At 63.7% G+C, this 22,871-nt stretch carries 21 protein-coding genes; 6 read left to right on the forward strand and 15 right to left on the reverse strand.

Annotated elements, in window-relative coordinates; all coding sequences use genetic code 11:
* Positions 1 to 20 precede the first annotated feature (20 nt).
* The 5 genes from dgoD to DOM54_RS13640 all read right to left on the reverse strand — a co-directional run bounded on the left by dgoD (position 21) and on the right by DOM54_RS13640 (position 7,223).
* Complete coding sequence (dgoD, locus tag DOM54_RS13620; RefSeq protein ID WP_110716855.1) at positions 21 to 1,169, reverse strand: galactonate dehydratase; 1,149 nt, start codon at positions 1,167 to 1,169, stop codon at positions 21 to 23.
* An 88-nt stretch (positions 1,170 to 1,257) separates the two neighbouring features.
* Positions 1,258 to 2,058 (reverse strand): FadR/GntR family transcriptional regulator, encoded by an 801-nt coding sequence (locus tag DOM54_RS13625; RefSeq protein ID WP_110716856.1) that lies wholly within the window; start codon positions 2,056 to 2,058, stop codon positions 1,258 to 1,260.
* Between the two features lie 276 nt (positions 2,059 to 2,334).
* On the reverse strand, positions 2,335 to 3,597 hold the full coding sequence (gene glyA, locus DOM54_RS13630; protein WP_110716857.1) for a serine hydroxymethyltransferase: 1,263 nt from the start codon (positions 3,595 to 3,597) through the stop codon (positions 2,335 to 2,337).
* Positions 3,598 to 3,990: 393 nt separating this feature from the next.
* The gene (locus DOM54_RS13635) at positions 3,991 to 6,507 is read right to left on the reverse strand and encodes an ABC transporter permease (RefSeq protein ID WP_110716858.1); all 2,517 of its coding nucleotides are present in this window, start codon (positions 6,505 to 6,507) and stop codon (positions 3,991 to 3,993) included.
* A complete protein-coding gene (locus tag DOM54_RS13640; protein WP_110716859.1) occupies positions 6,504 to 7,223 on the reverse strand; it encodes an ABC transporter ATP-binding protein in 720 nt (239 codons plus the stop codon). The genes DOM54_RS13635 and DOM54_RS13640 overlap by 4 nt, the downstream gene beginning before the upstream one ends.
* Positions 7,224 to 7,254: 31 nt before the next feature.
* On the opposite strand from DOM54_RS13640, the gene DOM54_RS13645 reads away from it, so the two are divergent.
* A complete protein-coding gene (locus tag DOM54_RS13645; protein ID WP_110716923.1) occupies positions 7,255 to 7,902 on the forward strand; it encodes an arylesterase in 648 nt (215 codons plus the stop codon).
* A gap of 143 nt (positions 7,903 to 8,045) precedes the next feature.
* Complete coding sequence (locus DOM54_RS13650; RefSeq protein ID WP_110716860.1) at positions 8,046 to 9,017, forward strand: zinc transporter ZntB; 972 nt, start codon at positions 8,046 to 8,048, stop codon at positions 9,015 to 9,017.
* 134 nt (positions 9,018 to 9,151) lie between these two features.
* Here DOM54_RS13650 and DOM54_RS13655 read toward each other — a convergent pair whose 3' ends face one another.
* Positions 9,152 to 9,430 carry an Rdx family protein gene (locus DOM54_RS13655; RefSeq protein WP_110602974.1) on the reverse strand — a complete coding sequence of 93 codons (279 nt, stop codon included), beginning with the start codon at positions 9,428 to 9,430 and terminating at the stop codon, positions 9,152 to 9,154.
* A 138-nt stretch (positions 9,431 to 9,568) separates the two neighbouring features.
* On the opposite strand from DOM54_RS13655, the gene DOM54_RS13660 reads away from it, so the two are divergent.
* The 4 genes from DOM54_RS13660 to ettA all read left to right on the forward strand — a co-directional run bounded on the left by DOM54_RS13660 (position 9,569) and on the right by ettA (position 13,583).
* Positions 9,569 to 10,897, forward strand: coding sequence for an MFS transporter (locus DOM54_RS13660; protein WP_110716861.1), 1,329 nt, complete (start codon positions 9,569 to 9,571; stop codon positions 10,895 to 10,897).
* Positions 10,898 to 10,981: 84 nt separating this feature from the next.
* Complete coding sequence (locus tag DOM54_RS13665; protein ID WP_240612466.1) at positions 10,982 to 11,428, forward strand: PAS domain-containing protein; 447 nt, start codon at positions 10,982 to 10,984, stop codon at positions 11,426 to 11,428.
* Between the two features lie 140 nt (positions 11,429 to 11,568).
* A complete protein-coding gene (locus DOM54_RS13670; protein WP_110602970.1) occupies positions 11,569 to 11,763 on the forward strand; it encodes a PA3496 family putative envelope integrity protein in 195 nt (64 codons plus the stop codon).
* 158 nt (positions 11,764 to 11,921) lie between these two features.
* On the forward strand, positions 11,922 to 13,583 hold the full coding sequence (gene ettA, locus DOM54_RS13675; RefSeq protein WP_110716862.1) for an energy-dependent translational throttle protein EttA: 1,662 nt from the start codon (positions 11,922 to 11,924) through the stop codon (positions 13,581 to 13,583).
* 97 nt (positions 13,584 to 13,680) lie between these two features.
* Here the strand turns inward: ettA and DOM54_RS13680 are convergent, their stop codons facing one another.
* The 9 genes from DOM54_RS13680 to surE form a co-directional block, all read right to left on the reverse strand.
* On the reverse strand, positions 13,681 to 13,839 hold the full coding sequence (locus tag DOM54_RS13680) for a DUF1328 domain-containing protein (protein ID WP_071231586.1): 159 nt from the start codon (positions 13,837 to 13,839) through the stop codon (positions 13,681 to 13,683).
* Between the two features lie 145 nt (positions 13,840 to 13,984).
* Positions 13,985 to 14,899, reverse strand: a complete 915-nt coding sequence (gene lpxL / locus DOM54_RS13685) for an LpxL/LpxP family Kdo(2)-lipid IV(A) lauroyl/palmitoleoyl acyltransferase (RefSeq protein WP_110716863.1) — start codon at positions 14,897 to 14,899, stop codon at positions 13,985 to 13,987.
* Positions 14,900 to 14,951: 52 nt separating this feature from the next.
* The gene (gene alr, locus DOM54_RS13690) at positions 14,952 to 16,037 is read right to left on the reverse strand and encodes an alanine racemase (RefSeq protein ID WP_110716864.1); all 1,086 of its coding nucleotides are present in this window, start codon (positions 16,035 to 16,037) and stop codon (positions 14,952 to 14,954) included.
* Positions 16,038 to 16,214: 177 nt separating this feature from the next.
* A complete protein-coding gene (locus tag DOM54_RS13695) occupies positions 16,215 to 17,678 on the reverse strand; it encodes a TolC family outer membrane protein (protein ID WP_110716865.1) in 1,464 nt (487 codons plus the stop codon).
* A 295-nt stretch (positions 17,679 to 17,973) separates the two neighbouring features.
* Complete coding sequence (gene rpoS, locus DOM54_RS13700; RefSeq protein WP_110602963.1) at positions 17,974 to 18,948, reverse strand: RNA polymerase sigma factor RpoS; 975 nt, start codon at positions 18,946 to 18,948, stop codon at positions 17,974 to 17,976.
* Between the two features lie 309 nt (positions 18,949 to 19,257).
* Positions 19,258 to 20,457 (reverse strand): peptidoglycan DD-metalloendopeptidase family protein, encoded by a 1,200-nt coding sequence (locus DOM54_RS13705; protein ID WP_110716866.1) that lies wholly within the window; start codon positions 20,455 to 20,457, stop codon positions 19,258 to 19,260.
* 52 nt (positions 20,458 to 20,509) lie between these two features.
* A complete protein-coding gene (locus tag DOM54_RS13710) occupies positions 20,510 to 21,430 on the reverse strand; it encodes a DUF368 domain-containing protein (RefSeq protein ID WP_240613902.1) in 921 nt (306 codons plus the stop codon).
* Positions 21,427 to 22,062, reverse strand: a complete 636-nt coding sequence (locus DOM54_RS13715; protein WP_240613903.1) for a protein-L-isoaspartate(D-aspartate) O-methyltransferase — start codon at positions 22,060 to 22,062, stop codon at positions 21,427 to 21,429. The genes DOM54_RS13710 and DOM54_RS13715 overlap by 4 nt, the downstream gene beginning before the upstream one ends.
* 19 nt (positions 22,063 to 22,081) lie before the next feature.
* Entirely contained in the window at positions 22,082 to 22,834 is a 753-nt protein-coding gene (gene surE / locus DOM54_RS13720; RefSeq protein WP_110716868.1) for a 5'/3'-nucleotidase SurE, read from the reverse strand.
* Positions 22,835 to 22,871: the final 37 nt, after the last annotated feature.

Here is a 22,871-nt window from a genome sequence, read left to right on the forward strand (position 1 = left end):
GGCGGCTATCGAGTGTGCCGTTACCATTCCGCGACGGAACCATCTTCATGGGTCCAGACCGGATTACGCCAGCGGTGACCGACCTTGGAACGCTCCTCGACGAACGCTTCGTCGATCTCGACCCCCAACCCGGGGCCCTGAGGGATCGTACAGTAGCCGTCCTCGATCGCCAGGGCATCCTTGTCCACCAGGTAATCGAGCACGTCGTTGTCCCGATTGTAGTGGATGCCCATACTCTGCTCCTGGATGAAGGCGTTGTGGCTGACGGCATCGACGTGTAGAGAAGCCGCCAACGTCAACGGTCCCAGCGGGCAGTGAGGGGCCAGCGCCACATCGAAGCAGGAAGCCAGCGTGGCGATCTTCATGCCCTCGCTGATACCGCCGCAATGGGACAGATCGGGCTGGACGATGTCGACCATGCCTTCGACCAGCAGATCGCGAAACTGGTAGCGGGTGTGCAACCGCTCCCCGGTGGCGATGGGATAGCCGAGACCACCGGCGATGTGCTTGAGGCTGGGCAGGTGTTCCGGCAGCACCGGCTCCTCGACGAACATCGGATGATACGGTTCCAGTTCCCGCAGCAGCGCCTTGGCCATGGGGCGATGGACGCGACCGTGGAAGTCGATGCCGATGCCGATATCCGGCCCCACGGCGTCGCGGGCCTCGGCGACCCTGGCGACCGCCTCGTCCACCTTGGCATGAGAGTCGACGATCGCCATCTCGGCGGTGCCATTCATCTTGAACGCGGTAAAGCCTTTATCGACCAGCGCCTTGGCGCCCGCGCCCACATCGCTGGGCTTGTCGCCACCGGTCCAGGCGTACATCCGCATCCTGTCACGACAGGCTCCGCCCAGCAGCTGATGCACCGGCACGCCGAGATCGCGGCCCTTGAGATCCCATAGCGCCTGGTCGATACCGGCGATGGCACTCATCAGTATCGGCCCGCCACGATAGAACCCCGCGCGATAGAGGATGTTCCACAAGTGTTCGATACGGCGCGGATCCTGGCCGACCAGATAGTCGGAAAGCTCGTGTACGGCGGCCTCCACCGTGGCGGCGCGCCCCTCCACCACCGGTTCGCCCCAGCCGTAGCAGCCTTCGTCGGTCTCGATCTTGAGAAACAACCAGCGCGGTGGCACCTGCCAGGTCTTCAAGCGGGTAATCTTCATGGTTCACCTGTTCTCTGCAATGCGATTTCGTTCAATTCAGACCCGCCGGCGCCCGCGGTCAGGGCGGTCGGCAGCTCGGGCACCGCCGTCATCGCTCCTCGATCGATGACGGCATCACGATCGCCGGCGGATTCTCGACCAGATCCTCCATGCCGAGGTCACGGCCGGTACGCTTGAGCACCGACAGCGCCGCTTCGGCCGCCTTCTGGGGCTGGCGCAGGCGAATCGCCTCCATCACCCGCCGATGGCGGGTCATGCTGTCAGCGAGATCCTTGGCGCTATGCAGCGTGGCGCTCTGGTTGGAACGCTCGACGATCAGCGCGATGGCCGGTTTGAGCACATGACTGATCTGCGCCCAGATCAGGTTGTGGGAAGCGGCGAAGATCGCCTCGTGGAATGCCACGTCGTAAGCGTTGTAGCTCTCTCCCTGCCAGTGCAGGTCCTCGCACTCGAGCGTGCGGGCCATGCCTTCGTAGGCGGTTTCGATGGCCAGCAGATCCGAGGCGGTGGCATGCGTGGCAGCCAGACCGGCAACGAACGGCTCCACCGCCACGCGAAAGGCGAAGACTTCCCGCTGGAGATGGGGGTTGGGCCGGGCGTAGCGTGCCATCCAGGCGCTGACCTGAGGATCGAGAAGATGCCAGGAGGCCAGCTCGCAGACCCGCGTCCCCTGTCCGGAAATACGCACCAGCAAGCCGGCGTTGACCAGTTTTTGCAGCGCGCTGCGAACGGTGCTGCGGCTGACGCCGAAGCGCTCGCAGAGATCGACTTCCCGCGGGATCATGGCACCGATCGTGTAGCGCCCGCCGAATACGGCTTCGGCCAGCGCTTCGGCGATATCAGGCTTCGGCCCACTGGAGGGGCAGGTTGCCGGAGAGTCTGCTGCCATTACGATGTTCAACTCACAGCCGCTTATGTCCGACATAGCTTCAAGCAAGTGAATGTGCGTGGCTGTTAGACCATGGTCACAGACAAGACTAAAGTTGTAAGAACTCCCCTCTCAAGCCGACGTTGCGCGGCAGCGCATCCATCTCTCCTTTTCTCATCTTTGGTCCCGGCCTGCCAACGCCGCAGTCAAGACCTGGGGTTCTCGCGACGCCGTCAAGGGCCCATAACGACGATGCCCCTCCAGGGAGGGGCATCGTGAGCGGCAAGCCGGGTCCGATCAGCGGTAGACCGGGAGCCGGGCGCAGACGGCCTCGACCCTGGCCTTGACCTCGCCTTCGACATGGCTGGAGTCGCCCTGCTGCATGGCATCGAGAATATCGCAGATCCAGCCGGCCAGATCGCGACACTCGGCCTCGCCGAAACCGCGTGTGGTCACCGCGGGGGTGCCGATACGCAGGCCGGACGTCACGAACGGGCTCTGCGGGTCGCCCGGTACCGCATTCTTGTTGACGGTGATATGGGCACGACCCAGCGCCGCATCGGCATCCTTCCCGGTCAGCTCCTGCTTGACCAGCGACAACAGGAAGAGATGATCCTCGGTACCACCGGACACCACTTCGTAGCCACGCTCGATGAAGATGCCGGCCATCGCCTGGGCGTTCTTGACTACCTGCTGCTGGTAGGTCTTGAACTCGGGATCCATCGCCTCCTTGAAGCAGATCGCCTTGGCCGCGATCACGTGCATCAGCGGCCCGCCCTGCCCGCCGGGGAAGACGGCGGACTGCAGCTTCTTCTCGATGTCGGCATCGTTCTCGGCCGACAGGATCAGGCCCCCGCGCGGACCACGCAGCGTCTTGTGCGTGGTGGTGGTGACCACGTGAGCATGAGGCAGCGGGCTCGGATAGACGCCTGCCGCGACCAGGCCGGCGACATGGGCCATGTCGACCAGCAGGAAGGCACCCACGTCATCGGCGATCTGGCGGAACTTCGACCAGTCGATGACCTGCGAGTAGGCGGAGAATCCGGCGATGATCATCTTGGGCTGATGCTCGCGCGCCAGCCTGGCGACTTCCTCGTAATCGATCCGGCCGCTGGCATCGATGCCGTACTGGACGGCGTTGTAGTGCTTGCCCGAAAAGCTCGGCTTGGCGCCGTGGGTCAGGTGGCCACCGGCATCCAGGCTCATGCCCAGCACGGTGTCGCCCGGCTTGACCAGCGCCTGGAAGACCGCGCCGTTGGCTTGCGAGCCGGAGTGCGGCTGGACATTGGCGTAGCTCGCGCCGAACAGCTCTTTGGCGTAGTCGATGGCCATCTGCTCGACCACGTCGACATGCTCGCAACCGCCGTAGTAGCGCTTGCCGGGATAACCTTCCGCGTACTTGTTGGTCAGTTGCGTGCCCTGGGCCTGCATCACGCGCGGGCTGGCATAGTTTTCGGAAGCGATCAGCTCGATATGGGCTTCCTGGCGCGCGACTTCCTGCTGCATCGCGTCCCAAAGGGCATCATCGAATCCGGCAATCTGCATCTCTCGGGTGAACATCGACGGGAATCCTCGGCTCGGGGATGGTTCAACTACCAGCGGCGCCAGTCCGGCATCCGGCGGCTCGATCTCAAAATCGTAAGCGCACCGTTTGAAAAGGCGGCGAGCGGAACCCAGACAAGCCAGGAATCGGCAAGGAAGCGGAATTCGCATGAGCGTAAACGCGCCTTTCGAACCGATCTTCAACGCTGTATGGGCGAGCGCAGGCTCTTTTCAGGTGCAGCGTGGGGCGCAATGATACCCCAGCGCTGACGGCCTTTCCTATGAAAGTCCGTCATGCGCTGAACCATAATTTCTCACCTTGGCTTTAGCCTGGGTAAAACATACCCGGGAGCGTCGTCCGCCGTCTCGCCCCCGTCAGATTCGCCATCCTGCGGTGGTATCATGCTCCCTTCAGGTCTCTCCCAATAATCGCAGGCTGGCCATTGGCGCCTGCCGGCGGGCCCCCCGGGAGAGCAGAAAACCGACGCCGCCCACCAGCATTGCCCCCAATAGCGGCATGATCCCCCACATCAGCCAGTGCATCCTCGGTACCAACCCCAGCCAGCCGTAGATGCCCAGCGCCGCCGCCTCCGCCAGCGCAGCGCCCAGCAGGCCGCTGACAAGACCGAGCAAGGAGAATTCGGCCAACTGCATGCGCGACAGCGTGCGGTTGCCGGCACCGAACACCCGTAGCAGTGCGCCTTCATGGGCGCGTGCCGGGCGACTGGCGGTCAACGCCGCGTAGAGTACGCTGACTCCGGCCAGCAGCACGAAGCCCAGCACGAACTCGATGGCCCGGGTCACCTGGCCGAGGATGCCGCGGACCTGTTCCAGCAACGCCTCGACATTGAGCACCGACACGCCGGGATATCGCTGTACCATCTCGCCCAGCAGCGGGTTGCCGCCGTCGGGGAGGTGGAAGGAGGTGATATAGCTGTGACCGAAACCCTCCAGCGCCCCGGGAGGAAAGATGATGAAGAAATTGGGTTGAAAGCTCTCCCAATCCAGGTGGCGAAGACTGGTGATTCGGCCCGTGATGCTGTCACTGCCGATGGTGAAGGTCATCTCGTCGCCCAGCGACAGGCCTAGCCGCCCGGCCAGCTCCTCCTCCACCGAGATCGGCACGGCACCATCGCCCGACGCCGCGTCGGTGTCGAACCACCGGCCCTCGGTGATCCGATTGCCCTCGGGCAGTGCGGCGCGCCAGGTCAGGTTGAGGTCGCGGCGCAGTGCGCCGTCGTTGCGGGACTCTTCGGGCACCCGCTGCGTCGGCGGCTCACCGTCGATGGCGGTCAGGCGCCCGCGCACCATCGGGTACAGGCCGCTGGCGCTGTCGGCAGCGTCCTCGATCAGCGTTTCGACCCCGGCTCGCTCCTGCGGCTGGATGTTGATCGCGAAGTAGTTGGGGGTGTCGACCGGCAGTTGGGCCTGCCAGGTGGTGAGCAGGTCACCTCTGACCAGCGCGATGATCGCCATCGCCGCGAAGGTGACGGAAAAAGCCAGCAGTTGCCCCAGGCTGGCCGTGCGCCGGCGCGCCAACTGACGTCCGCCCAGTTGCCAGGCCCGCCCCTTTCGCCCCCCCTGGGGCAAGCGAGCCAGCACGGCAAGGACCAGCTGCAGCAGCGACTGCCCCACCCCCCACAGCAAGACCAGCGCGACCAGACCGCCCAGCAGAATGCCCAGCGCCAGCGCCGGGTCACCGGAGTAGAGCCACAGCAGGGCACCGAACACGAGACTCGCGAACGCCACGACCAGCCACCCGGCGGCCGGAATCGGATCGAGTTCGCGCCGCAACACCTTGAGCGCACTGACACGCTTCAGCCTCAGTAGCGTCGGTCCAGCGAAACCCACCAGCACCGCGAGAGCGGTCAGAACGCCCATCAGCCAGGGCATTCCGCCCGGCGGCGGCAGTTCCAGCGGCAGAAAGCGGGTCAACAGTGCCAGCAGCACCGCCTGCCCTGCCAGCCCCAGCAAGGCCCCCACCACCGCCGCGACGAGGCCCAGCCACGCCAGTTGCCAGGCGAAGAGCTGGCCCAGTTGCCGTTGCGAAGCACCGAAGCAGCGCAGCAGCGCCGCGGTATCGAGATGGCGATCGACATAGCGCCGCGTGGCCATGGCCACGGCCACACCGGCAAGCAGAACCGCCGCCAGCCCTGCCAGGCTCAGATACTTCTGCGCCCGGTCCAGGGAGCGTCCCAGACTGGGCCGGTCCACCCGCACGTCTCGAATCTCGACCCCGGCATTGCGCAGCGCTTCGAGTCGCGCGGCGAGTCCGTCGATCGCCGCCGGCGGCCCGGCGGCCAGCAGCTCGTACTCGATTCGCGAACCGGGCCTGACCAGCTCCGTCGCCTCGAGGTCCTGGATGTTGAGCATGATGCGCGGCGTCAGCCCGGCGAACCCGGCCTGCTGGTCAGGTTCACGATCGATCAGGCCGGTGATGGTCAACGACAGCGCCCCGACCTGGACACGATCGCCGATGCCCGCGTCCAGCAGTTGCGCCAGCCTGGGTGCAATCCACGCGCTGCCCGGCGCCGGGCCGTGATCCACGCCCTCGACGCCACTGCCCCGATCGACCCGGACCTTGCCGTAGAGCGGATAGTGATCGTCCACCACCTTGAGACCCGCCGGCTGGAAGGCATCCCCTTGGCTCACCATCGATACCAGATCGACCTGGTCGCTCAGTTCGAGCCCGGCGTGACGGAGCTCTTGGCGAAGCGCATCGTCGAACGCCCGCCCCTGCTCCAGCACCAGATCGCCGCCCAGCAGCTGTCCCGCCTGTCGCGTCAGTCCCCGGTCGAGACGGTCGAGAAAGAAACCGATCATGGTAGTGGCCGCCACGGCCAGGGCCAACGCGACGAACAGCGCCCGAACGTCGGCGGCGCGCAGGTCGCGCCTGAGCCCCTTGAGCGAGAGCGCGATCAGGTTCATGCCTCGACTCCATGCCGCCGCTCGATCGCCGTCAATGCACCACCCTCGAGCCGGAGGCAGCGGTCGCACCGCGTCGCCAGCGCCATGTCGTGGGTAACAAGGATCAAGGTTGTCCCGGATTCTCGGTTGAGGTCGAAGAGCAGATCGATGATGCGGCTGCCAGTCGCTTCGTCGAGATTGCCGGTGGGCTCGTCGGCGAAGACCAGATCGGGCTCGGCCACGAACGCACGCGCCACCGCCACTCGTTGCTGCTCACCGCCGGAGAGCTGCTTGGGCAGGTGGTCGAGACGCTCGCCGAGCCCGACACGCTCGAGCCACTGACGACTTTTGGCAGCCACGTCTTGCCGAGGCGACAGTTCCAGCGGCAACATGACGTTTTCCAGGGCAGTAAGCGTGGGTAATAACTGGAAGTTCTGAAAGACGAAACCGACACGGCCGGCGCGGAGGGCCGCGCGTCCATCCTCGTCCAGGTCGCTCAGCGACTGGCCGAACATCTGGAGCTCTCCCGAACTGGGCGCGTCGAGCCCCGCCAGCAGCCCCAGCAGAGTGGATTTACCGGCGCCGGAACTTCCCACGATGGCTACACTCTCACCGCAGTCGACATCCAGCGTCAGCGATTCGAGAATAACCAGCTCTCGTTCTCCACTTGTTACCCGTTTGGCGAGCTGGCTGGCGTGTAGAATTCGCTTTCGTTCATGGTCGGAGGAGTGAGACATGGTGCCTGGTTTCCCTGTGTTTGGTAGCAAGATGCCTATCGCCAAGCTGGCGAGGCGCTATGCGGGTGGCGCACTGTTATTGTGTGTTGCCGTGCTATCGCTGACGCCGGGCGCAGCCCGCGCCGACACCATCCTGGTGATGGGCGACAGCTTGAGCGCAGCCTATGGCATCGATCCACAGGCCGGATGGGTCGCTCTGCTGGAAAAGCGGTTGGGTAGTGAGCATGAAGTCGTCAATGCCAGCATCAGTGGCGAGACGACATCGGGTGGCTCGGCACGGCTTCCCGAAGTTCTCGGACAATATCATCCCGATATCGTTCTGCTAGAGCTTGGCGGCAATGATGGGCTGCGCGGACTTTCCCCCCAGCAGATGCAGGTCAACCTAGCGAAGATGATCGAGCGCAGCCAGAAGGAGAACGCCAAGGTTCTGCTGCTCGGGATCGAGGTACCCCCCAATTACGGCCCCGCCTATACAGACGCTTTCCGTGACGTGTTCACCCAACTGGCTCACGACTACCAAGTCCCCCTGTTGCCATTCCTGCTCGAGGGCGTCGATCTCGACACCATGCTGCAGGATGACGGCATCCACCCCACCGCCGAGGCCCAACCCATCATTCTCGACAACGTCTGGTCGAAACTGGAACCGATGCTGACGCCATCGACCAACACGGCCGGCTGATGGCGCATCGACCTCGGGTGTCGCGCTCGCGGGTCAAGCCCGACCGAACCGCTGGCGATGACGTCTCGGCCTGCTATCGTTAACATATTGAAAACGCTCGCGACAGGGTGCATCGCGAGCCGGACCGGCAAGGAGGCTGAGTAATGGAAACGGAGACGGCTTTGGTCGCCGCCTACCAGCTCGACGGCAAGGGCGGCGGTACGCTGCTCAGCGTCCGTCAGCTTCGAGAGGCCTGGATCGACCCCGAGCGGCCGCTTTGGATGCATCTCGATTTCCGCCACGAGGATGTCCATACCTACCTGGAAGAGATCGCCGGCCTCGACGAGGCACCGATCGAAGCCCTGCTGGAGGAGGATACCCGGCCACGCGTCGCCAAGTTCCGTAATGGCGCCGTCAGCACCCTGCGCGGGATCAATCTCAACCCCGGTGCGGCGCCCGAGGATCTCATATCGCTGCGTATCTGGAGTGCCCCGAATCGCCTGATAACCCTGCGCCGTCGCCCGCTGAAATCCGTCGGCGACGTGCGCGAGCGGATCGACGACGGCAGCGGCGCGCTGTCGATTTCGGACCTGCTGGCCTGGTTGACGGAAGCCTTGGTGGACAAGGTCGGTGATGTCGCGCACCAGCTCGACGACCGCTTGGGGGAACTTGAGGAAGACCAGCTCAGCGACCGGGAGATCGATCCCGACGACCTCTCCCGCCTACGCCGGTCGCTGATCACGCTGCGGCGCTTCATGGGGCCACAGCGGGACTGCCTGGACCAGATTGCCCACGGCCCCAGCTGGTACGACGAGGACACCAAGGTATCGATCCGCGAAAGCGCCAACCAGTTGTCCCGCTATGTGGAAGATTTTCACGCCATGCAGGAGCGCGCCTTGATCCTGCAGGAACAGCTCTTCAGCGAACACAACGAACGCCTCAATCAGCGCATGTACATGCTGGCGATCGTCACCACCGTGTTCTTGCCACTCAGCTTCCTGACCGGGCTTCTCGGGATCAACGTGGGTGGCATACCCGGCGCCAACAGTCCCTACGGCTTCGTGGTCTTTCTGGCGATTACCGCTCTCGTAGGCGGCTGGGTGATGTGGCTGCTCAAGCGCAAGCATTGGTGGTAGCTGGAAGCTGGAAGCTGGAAGCTGGAAGCTGGAAGCTGGAGGACAGGATGCAATCGACGATACTGCCACAAGCTCAGGGGGTTGGCCTTGCTTGCTCTTCCCACTTCCAGGCGCGCAGCGCCGCTCTTCCAGCTTCAGGCTTTATCTCTATCGGTATGCCCCAGGTCGCGTCCGGGATCCAGGCGGTCACGGACCCGGCGCTTCAGCTCCTTGATATCGGGGAAACCGCCGTCGCGCTTGCGCTCCCATAGCGTCTCGTCGTCGTAGAGCACCTCGAAGTGCCCGCCATGACTGGGTGCCAACGCCACCTGATCGAGATCTTCGCCAAAGGTCTGCAGCAGCTCCTGGGCATACCAGCCGGCGCGCAGCAGCCATTGGCATTGCGTACAATAATGAATTCGAATGCGAGCCATGAATCTTTGTCTCCTCCCAGCGGACGGTATCGAAGCCCACCATCATGCGTCCGAACCCCGCTCGCACTCAATCCAAGGGATCGGCGTCGTCTTCTGTCGTAGCTCGTAGCTCGCCATAAAAAAACAGGGAACGTTTTCATGTCAGTCAAAGAAACCAGCCTCACCCGCCTCTTCGAGCGCGTCACCGGCGACGAAGACAGCCGAATGTGTCGCGACATCTCCGACGAAGCCTGCCAGGAGCAGCCCGGCAACTTCGTCCGCCACCTGGTCGCCGCCCTCGGCAACAAGCTGGCGGACGAACTCTCCAACGCCCGCCTGATACTGCCCTGGCTGATGGGCGCCATCGGAGCACCGGTCTGGATGGTGGGATTGCTGGTACCGATCCGCGAGGCGGGCGCCCTGCTGCCGCAACTGCTGATCGCCGGCTACATCCGGCTGCGCCCCATTCGCAAGTGGGTGTGGGTCGCCGGCGGTGTCGTCCAGGCCGTTGGCGCTCTCTGCCTGACGCTGCTGGCACTGTTCGGCCAGGGCGGCTGGGGCGGCGCGCTGGTGCTGATCGCCCTGACCGGCCTGTCGCTGGGGCGCGGGCTCTCCTCGGTCGCCACCAAGGACGTTCTCGGCAAGACCATCGCCAAGCAGCGCCGGGGGACGTTGATGGGGTGGAGCGCCAGCGTCGCCGGCGCCCTGACACTGCTCGTCGGTGCCATCCTGATTCTCCTCGGCAATCAGCCGGGCACCCTGGCACTGGCCATTCTGCTGTTCGCCGCCGCCTTGGGGTGGGGCTTGAACGCACTGTGTGCCGCCCTGATTCACGAAGCCCCGGGCGCCACCGAGGGCGGTGCCAACGCCTGGGACAGCGTCAAGCAAGGTATTGACCTGATGCGTCGCGATCGCCGCTTCCTGCATTTCAATCTCTCGCGCGCACTGTTGCTGTCCAGCGCCCTAGCGCTTCCCTACCTTGCCCTGCTCGGGCAACAGAACAGCGGCACCGACCTGGCCAGCCTCGGCATCCTGATCCTCACCTCCGGGGGCGCCGGCATGATCGCCGGCCCGATCTGGGGCCGTCTGGCGGACCGTTCCAGTCGCCGGGTGATGCGCGACAGCGCCATCGGAGCGGCCGCGTGCTGTCTCGCTGGCGCCGCCTGCGTGTGGCTGCCCGAGTCCGTCCGTACCAGCGTGTGGCCATATGCCGTGGTCTATGGCTTGCTGATGATTGCCCACGCCGGCATTCGCCTGGGGCGCAAGACCTATGTCGTCGATCTCGCGGACAGCGACACCCGCGCGCTCTATGTCGCTTTCTCGAATACCTTCACCGGTGTTCTGATGCTCGTCGTCGGCCTGCTTCTGGGCGCATTCGCCCAATGGCTGGGCAGCGCGGGCCTGTTGCTGGTCCTCGCGGCGCTGGCCATCGCGGCCGCCTTGAGCTCCCACGCCCTTGCCGAGGTCGAGTCGGAGCCCCGCTCGTAAAGCGTTGTAATCCCACGGCACCGTGGCATCATTATCGATCGTATCGTCCCTACAATCCGTCGAATGCCCAGTCTGGAGGCAAGGATGGCCAGTACCAACAAACGCCCCCCCATGATCAGCCCGGCTCTATTGGAGCGCATCGTCAACGCCTCGGATGACGGCATCGTAGTGGCCGAACAGGAAGGCGACGAGAACATTCTGATCTACGCCAATGAAGGCTTCGAGCGCCTGACGGGCTACAGCATCGACGAGATCCTCTATCGCGACTGTCGCTTCCTCCAGAATGGCGATCGTGACCAGCCGGCCATCGACCGGGTTCGCACGGCCCTGCGTGAGGGCAAGTCCTGTCGGGAAGTGCTGCGCAATTATCGCAAGGACGGCAGTCCGTTCTGGAACGAGCTGTCGATCACGCCGGTCTACGACGACGAAGATCAGCTCACCTACTTCATCGGCGTGCAGAAGGATGTCACCAATCTCGCAGAGGCGCTGCAGGAGCTCGAGACGCTGAAGGCCGAGCCAGATACGGCGTGACCGCACAACTCGACGCAACACTTATCGCCGCCTCTCGCGGCGATAGTTTTTTTTAACCAGGAAAGTCTTGTACCGATTGGCTTTCGACGATATATAGCCCGAAGCGTCACTGAGATGCGATTTCACGGGAGGGCCAAAATATGAGCCGTGAGGAATATATCGACGATCAGGATTTTTCCGAAGCCATCAACGACGAGCAGTTCGAACGTCCCCGCAGCAGCAAGGCCGACACATTGCGCGCGCGACGACAGGTCGAGGCGCTGCTGGAAGAGCGCCGCCTGAAACGTGCCATCGAAGACGACTGGTACGACGAATACGGCGACGAGGAGGAGTAGACGGTCTCCGACCCGGTGTCATCCGACGGGCGCTTCGGCGCCCGTTCGCATTGTCGGCATGACTGGTTTACCCTTCTTCATCCAGGCCGCGCCCGGCCGACGGGCGCTCCAGCGCTGACTCGCTGTTTCTATCCACCGCGACACATAACCGGATTTCCATGGCGCAATACGTTTACACCATGAACCGGGTGGGCAAGGTCGTCCCCCCGAAGCGCGAGATCCTCAAAGACATCTCGCTATCCTTCTTCCCCGGCGCCAAGATCGGCGTGCTCGGCCTCAACGGCTCGGGGAAATCGACGCTGCTGCGCATCATGGCCGGCGTCGACACCGAACACAACGGCGAAGCGCGCCCGATGCCAGGGCTCAACATCGGTTACCTGTCACAGGAGCCGGCGCTGGACGACGACAAGAACGTCCGCGAGATCGTCGAAGAGGCGCTTGGCGAAGTCAAGAAAGCCCAGGAGCAGCTCGAAGCGGTCTATGCCGCCTATGCCGAGCCGGATGCCGACTTCGACGCCCTGGCCGCCGAGCAGGCCCGGCTGGAGAATATCATCGAGGCAGCCGACGCCCACAATATCGAGCGCAAGCTGGAAGTGGCCGCCGAAGCGCTGCGCCTTCCGCCGTGGGAGGCGAGCGTCGCCAACCTCTCCGGGGGCGAGCGCCGCCGCGTGGCATTATGCCGCCTGCTGTTGTCCAGCCCTGACATGCTGCTGCTCGACGAACCGACCAACCACCTGGACGCCGAATCGGTGGCCTGGCTCGAGCGCTTCCTGCATGACTACCCCGGCACGGTCGTCGCGATCACCCACGACCGTTACTTTCTCGACAACGTTGCCGGCTGGATCCTGGAGCTCGACCGCGGCCACGGCATCCCCTTCGAGGGCAACTACTCCCAGTGGCTCGAGTCCAAGGAAAAGCGGCTCGCGCAGGAGGCCAAGCAGGAAGCCGGGCGCCAGCGCGCGATCAAGCAGGAGCTGGAGTGGGTCCGCCAGAATGCCAAGGGCCGCCAGGCCAAGAGCAAGGCGCGTCTCAATCGCTTCGAGGAGTTGCAGTCCGGGGACTACCAGAAGCGTAACGAGACCAACGAGATCTACATCCCGCCGGGACCGCGTCTCGGCGACAAGGTCATCGAATTCCATGATGTCAGCAAGCGCTTCGACGAGAAGATGCTGTTCGACAACCTCTCCTTCCAGGTACCGACCGGGGCCATCGTCGGCATCGTCGGCGGTAACGGGGCAGGCAAGTCGACGCTGTTCAAGCTGATCGCCGGCACGGAGCAACCCGATGGCGGCGAGGTCGTGCTCGGCGATACCGTCGACGTCGCCTATGTCGAACAGCTACGCGATCACTTCGACAATACCCAGACGGTGTGGGAAGCGGTTTCCGATGGCCAGGACATCCTCAACATCAATGGCTACGAGGTCTCCTCCCGCGCCTATGTCGGCCGGTTCAACTTCAAGGGCACTGACCAGCAGAAGCGCTTGAGCGATCTCTCGGGTGGCGAACGCGGCCGCCTTCAGCTGGCGCAGACGCTCAAGCAGGCGGCCAACGTCCTGCTGCTGGACGAGCCGTCCAACGATCTCGACATCGAGACGCTGCGCGCCCTGGAAGAAGCCCTGCTGGCCTTCCCTGGCTGCGCGCTGGTCATCTCGCACGACCGCTGGTTCCTCGACCGTATCGCGACGCACATTCTGGCGTACGAGGGCGATTCCAGGGTGGTCTTCTTCGAGGGGAACTACACCGACTATGAAGCGGATTACCACAAGCGAGTGGGCAATGACACGCCGAAGCGGATGAAATACAAGCGCATCGATGCCTGAACGACAAACCGCTTCACGCTGTCGATCCGACAACAAAATACCCCGCCATCCAGGCGGGGTATTTGTTGGTGACGACAGTGCTCGTCGATATCGCGTCTCAGCGCCCTCTTCCCCGGATCAACGAAACGACGAAGAGAATCAGGAAAATCACGAACAACACTTTGGCGATCGTCGCGGCGGCACCGGCAATACCCCCGAACCCCAAGACTCCGGCGATGATGGCGACGATAAGAAAAATCACGGCGTAGCTAAGCATGGCAACTCTTCCTGTGCTGCTGGCCTGTTGGACTTGCCGATCCGGCTTTCTCGCCGTTTCGGCAAACCGCCCTCTCGTTCCATGAGGACACCCTAAGCCTTGTCGCTCGCCGCACTTTCGTCAAGTTCCGCGTGCAATAACCCGTTCAATAGAATGAACTATCGCCCGGCGGGCGCGTCTTGAACCGTCGGTGCAGCCAGAGGTACTGCTCTGGATGACGACGAATCGCCTGCTCGATGAAGGCGTTGACCTGCGTTGCATCGGCCACATCGTCTCCACTGGGGAACCCTGTCAGGGGCGGCAGGTATTCCAGCGTGTAGGTACGGTTGTCCGGGTTGCGATGAAACATCAGCGGCATTACCGGCGCGCCGGTCATCCGGGCGATCTTGGCGGTCAGCTTGATCGAGGCGGCGGGGACGCCGAAGAAAGGCGCGAACACGCTCGCCTCGCGGCCAAAGTCCTGGTCCGGCGAATACCAGACCGCGTGGCCCGACTTGATCCTGCGGACCACGCCACGAAGGTCGTGGCGATCAATGGCCGCGCCGAAGATTCCGCGCCGCGCACGCGTCATGAAGTCCTCGAACACCGGGTTGTCATGGGGCCGATAAACCACGTCGGCGGGGAAGAACAGCGAGTGCAGAGCACCGCCGAGATCGAGCGTAGAGAAGTGAATCCCGATGATCAGCGCGCCCTTTCCCTGCGCCATGGCGCGCTCCATGTGCTCGGTGCCGCGGAAGGTCACTCGGTGGCGCAGGTGTTCAGGGTCGCGGCACCAGCCCGTCGCCGTCTCGAGAATGCCGATCCCGTTGGCGACGAAGGTCTTCCTGACCAGTTCCGCGCGTTGACTATCGTCCAGTTCGGGGAAGCAGAGCGCCAGATTGGTGTCGGTGATATGGCGACGCCGCTTGGCGAGCTTCCAGCTCAACAACCCGATGCCTCGGCCCAGTGCCAGCTTGAGGCGCCAGGGCAGCAGCGCGCCCGCCCGCATCAATCCGATGCCGAGCCAGGCGCCCCAGTAACGAGGATGGGCTCGGTTGGCAGGATAGACTTTCTTTGGCATGTCCCTTCCGATTCTTTGTAGATGCCGGCCAGTGTAGCGAAAAGGCGTGGGGTCAGGGCGCCAGATACCGTCGCGGTACTCGCGGCAGCACTCCGGTGAGCAGGGTGTAGCCGATGGTGTCGCAATGCCTGGCGACTTCGTCGACACCGAGACCCTGGCCCCATAACACCACTTCGCTGCCCACCCCGGCGTCGGCCAGATGGCTGATGTCCACCGTCAGCATATCCATGGAAACACGCCCGACCAGCGGACAGCGCTGTCCATCGACCAGCACTGGCGTGCCATCGGCGGCATGCCGGTCATAGCCGTCGCCATAACCTGCGGCGACGACGCCGATCCGGGCCGGCCGAGAGGTGCACCACCGACCGCCATACCCCACCGGCTCTCCCTGTGGCAACGTCTGGACGGCGATCAGGCGCGATCGCAGCGTCATCACCGGCTGCAGCGTCAGGGCGCCCGGCAACGCGCCCTCGAGCGGATTGCTGCCGTAGAGCATGATGCCGGGCCGGTTCCATTGGCCATGCGCACCGGGCTTGGCCAGCGTCGCGGGTGAATTGGCAATGCACAGTGGTGCTGCCAGTTGCTGGCGTACGGATTCGATCGTCCGCCACTGACGCTCGAACTGGGACGGATCGACCTGATCGGCACTGGCGAAATGGCTGATCAGATGGAGATCCCGGACACGGTCGCGGGCGGCCTTCAGCTTTGCCCAGCGATCGAGGAATGAGGCCGGGTCGAAACCGAGCCGGTGCATCCCGGAATCGAGCTTCAGCCATACTGTCAGGGGCCGGGAGGGGGAGTAGTTCAACACGGCATTCAGTTGCCAGTCGCTATGCACCACCTGCCAGAGTCCCAGCGCCTCGACACGTGCCAGTTCATCGGCGTCGAAGATGCCTTCCAGCAGCAGTATTGGCTGCAGAATGCCGCCATCGCGCAGACTCTCGGCTTCTTCCAGCGACGCCACCGCAAATGCCGGCGCCACTGCCGCCAGCGCCTTGGCACAGGCGACGGCCCCATGCCCATAGGCATTGGCCTTGATCACCGCCATGGTGTGGCTATGTGGCGCAAGCTCGCGAGCGACGGCGTAATTGTGGCACAACGCACCGAGATCGATGTCGGCGATGAGGGGCCGGGCCATGACGGTTCCTTCGAGACAAGCAGACGAAAGCCGGCACCTGCCGCCGGCTGAGTCTCACCATTTTACCGCGTTCGGGAACGCGCGCGGCAGCAAACTGCTTCGGGTAGCGACGCCCGGAACGGCAACGCCGCTGCCGTGGCAGCGGCGTCGAACCCGGATTCCCTGACGACGAGGGTATCAGGGCATGGACGGTGGCGTGGGGCGCTTGCCGATATCGTCGACCGCCGACATGTCGGCATCGTCGACCGATGTCAACGACACGGGCTTGCTGTCACTCAGCCAGCGGTTGGTGCCGCGAATCACCTCGAGACTGAGTACGCCGGCCTGCTGTCTCAGTTGGAGCAGATCCGTCACGTAGGTATAGCGGGCATCGGCATAGTCGGAGATCGATTCGTAAAGCGACTGCTCCGCGTCCAGCACGTCGACGATGTTGCGGGTCCCGACCTCGTAGCCGGCACGGGTCGCTTCCAGCGCGCTGCGACTGGAGACGATGGCCTCGCGCTGCGCATCGACCGACTCGACGTCGTTGCCCACCTGGGTGAACAACGAGCGAACCTGCTGCGTCGTGAAGCGACGCTGATCCTCGAAATCGTACTGCGTCGCTTCCAGGGAATAGGTGTTCTGCCGCACCGAGGCGCTGGTGGAGCCGCCGGTATAGATCGGAAGATTGGCTTGCACTCCGACCTGGACGTCCTCGTTGTGACCCCGCAACTCGTCGCGATCGTTATCCGAGTACGAGTAGTCCGCGAAGGCATCCAGTGTCGGCAGATGGCCGGACCGAGCGATATCGACGCCGGACTTGGCCACGTCGACCGCGGCCTGGGCATACTGGATGGAGGGGCTGCTCGCCAGGGCCATGTCGACCCAATCGTCACGATTGGCCGGAGCAGGCGGCTGAATGGGCAATTCGTCGTCCAGGCTGGCGATACTGGCATACTGCTGCCCGGTCAGGCGCTCGAGCGTCTCGAAGCTCACCTGCAGGTCATTCTTGGCGGCGATGCGCTGGGCCCGGGCCGAATCGAAGGCGGCCTTGGCTTCGTTGACGTCGGTGATCGCCACCAGGCCAACGCTGAACTGCTCATTGGCTTGTTCGAGCTGACGACCGATCGCCTTCTCCTGGGCTTGACGCGCATCCAGGACTTCCTTGGCACGCAGAATCTCGAAGTACGCCTCGGAGACGTCGTACAGCAACTGCTGCTGATCGATCTCGAGTTGCAGCGCCTGCTGACCAACCTGCTTCTTGCTCTGCTCGTATTCGTACCAGTTGGTCGCGTCGAACAGCGCCTGCGTCACGTTCACGCCCAAGCTGGTGCCGTTGTAGTCCTCGCCCGACGTCGAAGTGCTGCTGGAACCCGCCGCAGCCGAGTTGGCGTAGCTCTGGCTTTCCAGCGAATTATAGCGATAGGCGCTACCGGTGGCGCTGATCTGGGGCAACAGATCGCCCCGCTCCACGTCCTGCCCGGCTTCGGTGCTCTTGAACGTCGAGCGTGACGAGTTCAATGTCGCCGAATGCTCCAGCGCATCCTGCGTGATGGTCAACAGATCCGCCGCATGGGCCGCGGGAGCGAAAGCTGCCGCGACCAGCAGCGAAATGGCATGTCGCAGGGGGGAACGCGACGGCAACGAAATGAGAGGCGACATCGGGACATTTCCTATCGTTGGGCACTGAAGACGACACCAAGCCGACCACGCGAGTCCATGCCGGCATGCACCGGCCGGAACCACTCTCGGCATCGCCCAGCTACCCAAATCATGGCTGTTTTCTGGCGGACTCGAGACGCCGAGAGGTGTCGACGTCATCCGGAACCATACAACAAACGACCGAGGCGCCAGCATTCTGCTGACGCCCCGGCTCGAGGTTTACATACAATGCCGCATGTATGCGACTGGATCAATAGCCCGATCGGCGTTCACGGCCATTTCCGCTTCGAACGCCTCACTCGAAAATCGAGTCCATCGACAATCCCTGCTTCTCCAGCATCCGGCGCAGCTTCTTGAGCGCCTCGACCTGGATCTGGCGTACACGCTCCCGCGTCAGTCCGATCTCCTCGCCGACCTCCTCGAGCGTGGCGGCTTCATGACCCCGCAGGCCGAAGCGTCTCAGGACGACTTCCCGCTGCTTGTCACTCAACTCAACCAGCCACTCGTCGACATGCTGCTTGACGTCGTCATCGACCAGATTGGACTCCGGGCCGACCTCATTCTCGTCGGCCAGCGTATCGATCAGTGGCTTGTCGCTCTCGGCGCCCATGGGGTAATCGACCGAGGAGACGCGCTCGTTGAGCCCCAGCATGCGCTTGACGGTACTGACCGGCTTGTCGAGAAACTCGGCGATCTCCTCGGCCGTGGCTTCGTGATCGAGCTTCTGGGTCAATTCGCGGGCGGCCCGCAGATAGATATTGAGCTCCTTGACCACATGAATCGGCAGACGAATCGTGCGCGTCTGGTTCATCAAGGCCCGCTCGATGGTCTGGCGAATCCACCAGGTGGCGTAGGTCGAGAAGCGAAACCCGCGTTCAGGATCGAACTTCTCCACGGCACGAATCAGTCCCAGGTTGCCCTCCTCGATCAGGTCGAGAAGCGACAACCCACGGTTCAGGTAACGTCGGGCGATCTTGACCACCAGCCGCAGGTTGGACTCGATCATGCGCTGGCGCCCGGCCGGGTCCCCTTTCTGCGCGAGACGGCCGTAATGCACTTCTTCCTGCGGGGTCAGCAGCGGCGAAAAGCCGATTTCGTTGAGATAGATCTGTGTCGCATCGAGGCTATGGTGGTAGGAGTTCTCTTCACGGTTCAACGCCTTTTCGAAGGCATCTTCATCATCCTTGCGACCCGTGTTATCGCTATCGACCTCCGCGGTATCGACATCGTCGAGCTCAACATCCTGAATTTCCCGTTCAAGCATGCTCATGTCCACTACCCCCAATCTTGGCTTCCTGAGTACCTCGCCACGACGACACCGCGCCATGGCGACCGCGTATTCCTTGCAGTCTTGTTAACTTCCCTGACGAAGAGGCCATGGTTCCGCTATCTGGGACTCTCTTTCCGAAGCCAGCGGGCGCCCCGACATCCACTCATCTGGGCTACGTCGAGCGTGGCGGTTCGGATGCGTCCATGGATAACGGTTTCGGGTTGGTCTCTCCACAGCAACCCAGGCCGGACGCGGAAACGAATGGCGTGTCGAGTTTCCGCACCGCAGTCTGGCAGCGCCAATACAGGATCAGCGCGCAGGCAGGTATTGGAGTGGGTCTTGAGGTTGTCCGTTCACGCGAACCTCGAAATGTAGCTGGACCTGGTCAGCATCCGTCTGCCCCATGGTAGCTATCGTCTCTCCGGCCTCAACGACATCGTTCTCCTTAACCTTCAACGAGTCGTTGTGTGCGTAAGCGCTCAAGAAGCGATCATTGTGCTTGAGGATGATGAGGTTGCCATATCCCCGCACGCCGTCGCCGGCATACACCACAATCCCTGGTCCGGCTGCTTTGACAGGTTGCCCCTTTTGTCCGGCAATATCAATGCCGGGAGTAATGTTCGAATCGTCATCGAACTTGCCCACCAGTCGTCCATTGGCCGGCCACTGCCACGGCACGTTCTCGACCGGTTTGTAAGTCCTGTCGGAACGATCCGGGGCACCGCTCGGCTCACCGGCGACTTCCGTACCGGCATCGGCGCCAGTCGCCGTTTTCGTGCCACCACCGCCAAGGGAAGCAGAAGAAGATGACGATCCGGTGTCAGTCTTCCCGGAGGTGGTGGAGGCAACGCTCCCTGCCGCGCCCGCCGCCTGCCCGCCGGAGCTGGCGTTGGTATTGGTACTGGCGCCTCGATCTCCCGCGTTAGCCGATGAGCCGCTCTGGGGCGCGCTCACGGACGAGGTGTTGTCGCGAGTGCCGTCGGCAGCGCCACTCTGGGCGTAGACGGGTCCGGGAGACGAGCCGCCGCTCGCCGCCTGTCCGCTGCCCTGTCCGGCGACACGTCCCCCAGCGGTACTGCCGCTACTACTGCCGGACGGCAGCAGCCAGGAGGGATTGTCGTCGCCAGCGGCGCTCTGGGCCCCATTGCCGTTCGCGCCACCGAGGCCGGTCGCCGTCACCCCGCCACGGCCGGAACCGCTGCTGGCGATGGCTTGCCCGCCAGCGACACTCGCCCCGGACTGTAGCCTCAATTGCTGCCCCGGCTCCAGGCGGTAGGGAGGGGAGATGCCGTTGAGTTGAGCCAGGTCGCGGAAGTCGACACGATTCTGCCAGGCGATCCCATAGATGGTGTCACCGCTCTTCACCGTGTAGGTCGAAGGCGTCTCGCTGTTACGACTGATGGAGAGATCCTGTACCTGCGGCCGTCCGCTCGAGGTGGTGCAGGCACTCAACCCGACGACGACGAGCGGTACAAGCCCCAGTAACAGTGCAGTGCGACGCTTACTCATGAGATGAAGTCCTTTTTCGGAACGAGAAATCCGGAGGTGATGACGACACGCGTCAGGTCGTGACCTCTCTGCGCTCTCCCAGGCAGATTACCACCACGATACCGAGGAGGATCAATGCCGCCCCCAGCAACCACTGGGAGGGCTGCCCGGTGACGGCGGCGTAGTCCGACGGAGCCAGATAATGATAGGCAAGGGCCACCTGCTGTCCGTCGGCGGCCATGCGATAGCTGGCGATCTGCCGCCAGGGCCACAATTGCGGCAACGAGCCCAGGATGAAGCCGACGATCGTCATCAACGTCATGGCGTGGTGGTGACGCAACAACCAGGACAACAGCCGGGAGAAGGTGAACAAGCCGAGCAGGCAACCGGCACCAAAGATCGCGATGAGTCCGATATCGAAGCTCTTTATACCGTTCATCACGGTGCCGTAGAGCCCCATCACCAGCAGCAGGAAGCTACCCGACACGCCGGGCAACAGCATGGCGCTGATGGCGATCGCGCCGGCCACGAACAGCGTCGCATCGCCCGCCTGGCTCATGTCGGGCAGCAGACGCGGCAGGAACGCGGCCAGCACGAGCCCCAGCATCACCGGGAGCAGATAGCGCCAGCGCCAATGGCCGACCTGACGCATCACCACCCAGGCAGAGGCCAGCACCAGCCCGAAGAAGAAAGCATTGAGCAACAGTTGATGATGGGCCATCAGCCAGGTCACCAGATGCGCGATCGTCACCAGACTGACACCGATCCCCAATACCAGCGGGATCAGAAAACGCAGGTTGAGATAGGAGATCAGGCCGGCAAGACCTTGCTCGCGCCAGACACCGAAGGCGCCCGGACCGAAACGCCTGATGGTCTCGATCAGCTCCTCGTAGATCCCCACGATCAGCGCGATGGTCCCTCCGGAAACGCCCGGCACGGCGTCCGCGGCGCCCATCCCCATGCCCTTCAATACGGTTTTCGCGATGCGTTTCAACGAATGACTCCCTCAAGCAATGGTACGAAACGCACCTCTTCGAGACGCTGATGATCGAATGCCAGGCCACGCCGACGCACCCGGGTCAGCCACTGCCGCCCCTCCGCGTCCGCCAGCGGCGCGATCAGAACGCCACCGTCGCGCAACTGGGACAGCAGCGCCTGCGGCAGCTCGCTGGCGCAGGCCGTCAACAGGATGACGTCGAACGGCGCCGCCTGCGGCCACCCCATGCCACCGTCGGCATGGCGCAGATTGACGTTATGCGCGCCGAGCCGCATCAGCCGCTGGCGGGCGCGGGTCTGCAGCGCGGCGATACGCTCGACGCTCCAGACGCTCTTGACCAGGCGCGACAGAATCAGGGTCTGGTAACCGGACCCCGTGCCGACCTCCAGCACGCGCTGCGGCTCGGCCAGCGCCACCAGTTCGCTCATCCGGGCGACGACCCAGGGCTGGGACAGGGTCTGCCCAAGCCCCAGTGGCAGCGACGTATCCTCGTAGGCACGATGCGCCAGCGCCTCGTCGAGAAACAGGTGGCGGGGTTCCGCCGCCATCACCTCCAGCACCCCCGAATGGCGGATCCCGCCGGCCGACAGACGTTCGACCATCCGATTGCGAGTTCGTTGCGATGTCATGCCGACACCGCTGAGTTCCTCAGGCGTGTGACAATCCATCAAGCCAGCCCTGTACATCGTTCAGCGTCTCGTGACGGGTTAGATCGGTCTGCAGTGGCGTGATCGAGACGAAACCCGCCTCGATCGCCGCGAAATCGGTATCGGGGCCATCGTCGGCGTTTTCGGAGACCGCGGCGATCCAGTAGCGATCGCGCCCACGTGGATCCTTGATGTGAATCGGCTGGGAGGCCGGCCCCCGGTACCCCAGCCGAGTCACGCGGAATCCCCGCACTTCGCTCCATGGCAGGTCCGGCACGTTGACGTTGAGCAGGCTGCGCGGCGGCAGCGAGAGATTCTCCGCCGCACCGACGAGGCTGGCCGCCACTCGTCCGGCGGTCTCGAAGTGGCGCTGCCCGCAGAGCGAGATCGCGATGGCGGCCATCCCCAGGTTGCGCCCCTCCATGGCGGCGGCGACGGTTCCGGAATAGAGCACGTCATCGCCCAGGTTGCCGCCATGATTGATCCCGGAGATCACCAGGTCGGGCTTCTCTTCCCACACCCCGTTGACGCCGAGATAGACGCAGTCCGCAGGCGTGCCGTCGACGCTATAGAACCCGGAGTCCATCGCGGTCAATGCCAGCGGCCGTGTCAGCGTCAGCGAATTGCTGGCCCCGCTCATGTCACGATCGGGCGCCACGACCCTCAGTCGCGAGTGCCCCTCTAGCGCCAGCGCCAGCGCTTTCAGCCCCGGCGCGTGCACCCCATCGTCGTTGGATAGCAATAGTCTGCGCATCTCTTCTCCTTCCTCCTCGAGCGTCGGGCCGGTGGGA

Origin of the sequence: Salinicola acroporae, from assembly GCF_003206615.1 — a bacterium.
In the GTDB taxonomy this organism is placed as follows: Bacteria; Pseudomonadota; Gammaproteobacteria; order Pseudomonadales; family Halomonadaceae; genus Salinicola; species Salinicola acroporae.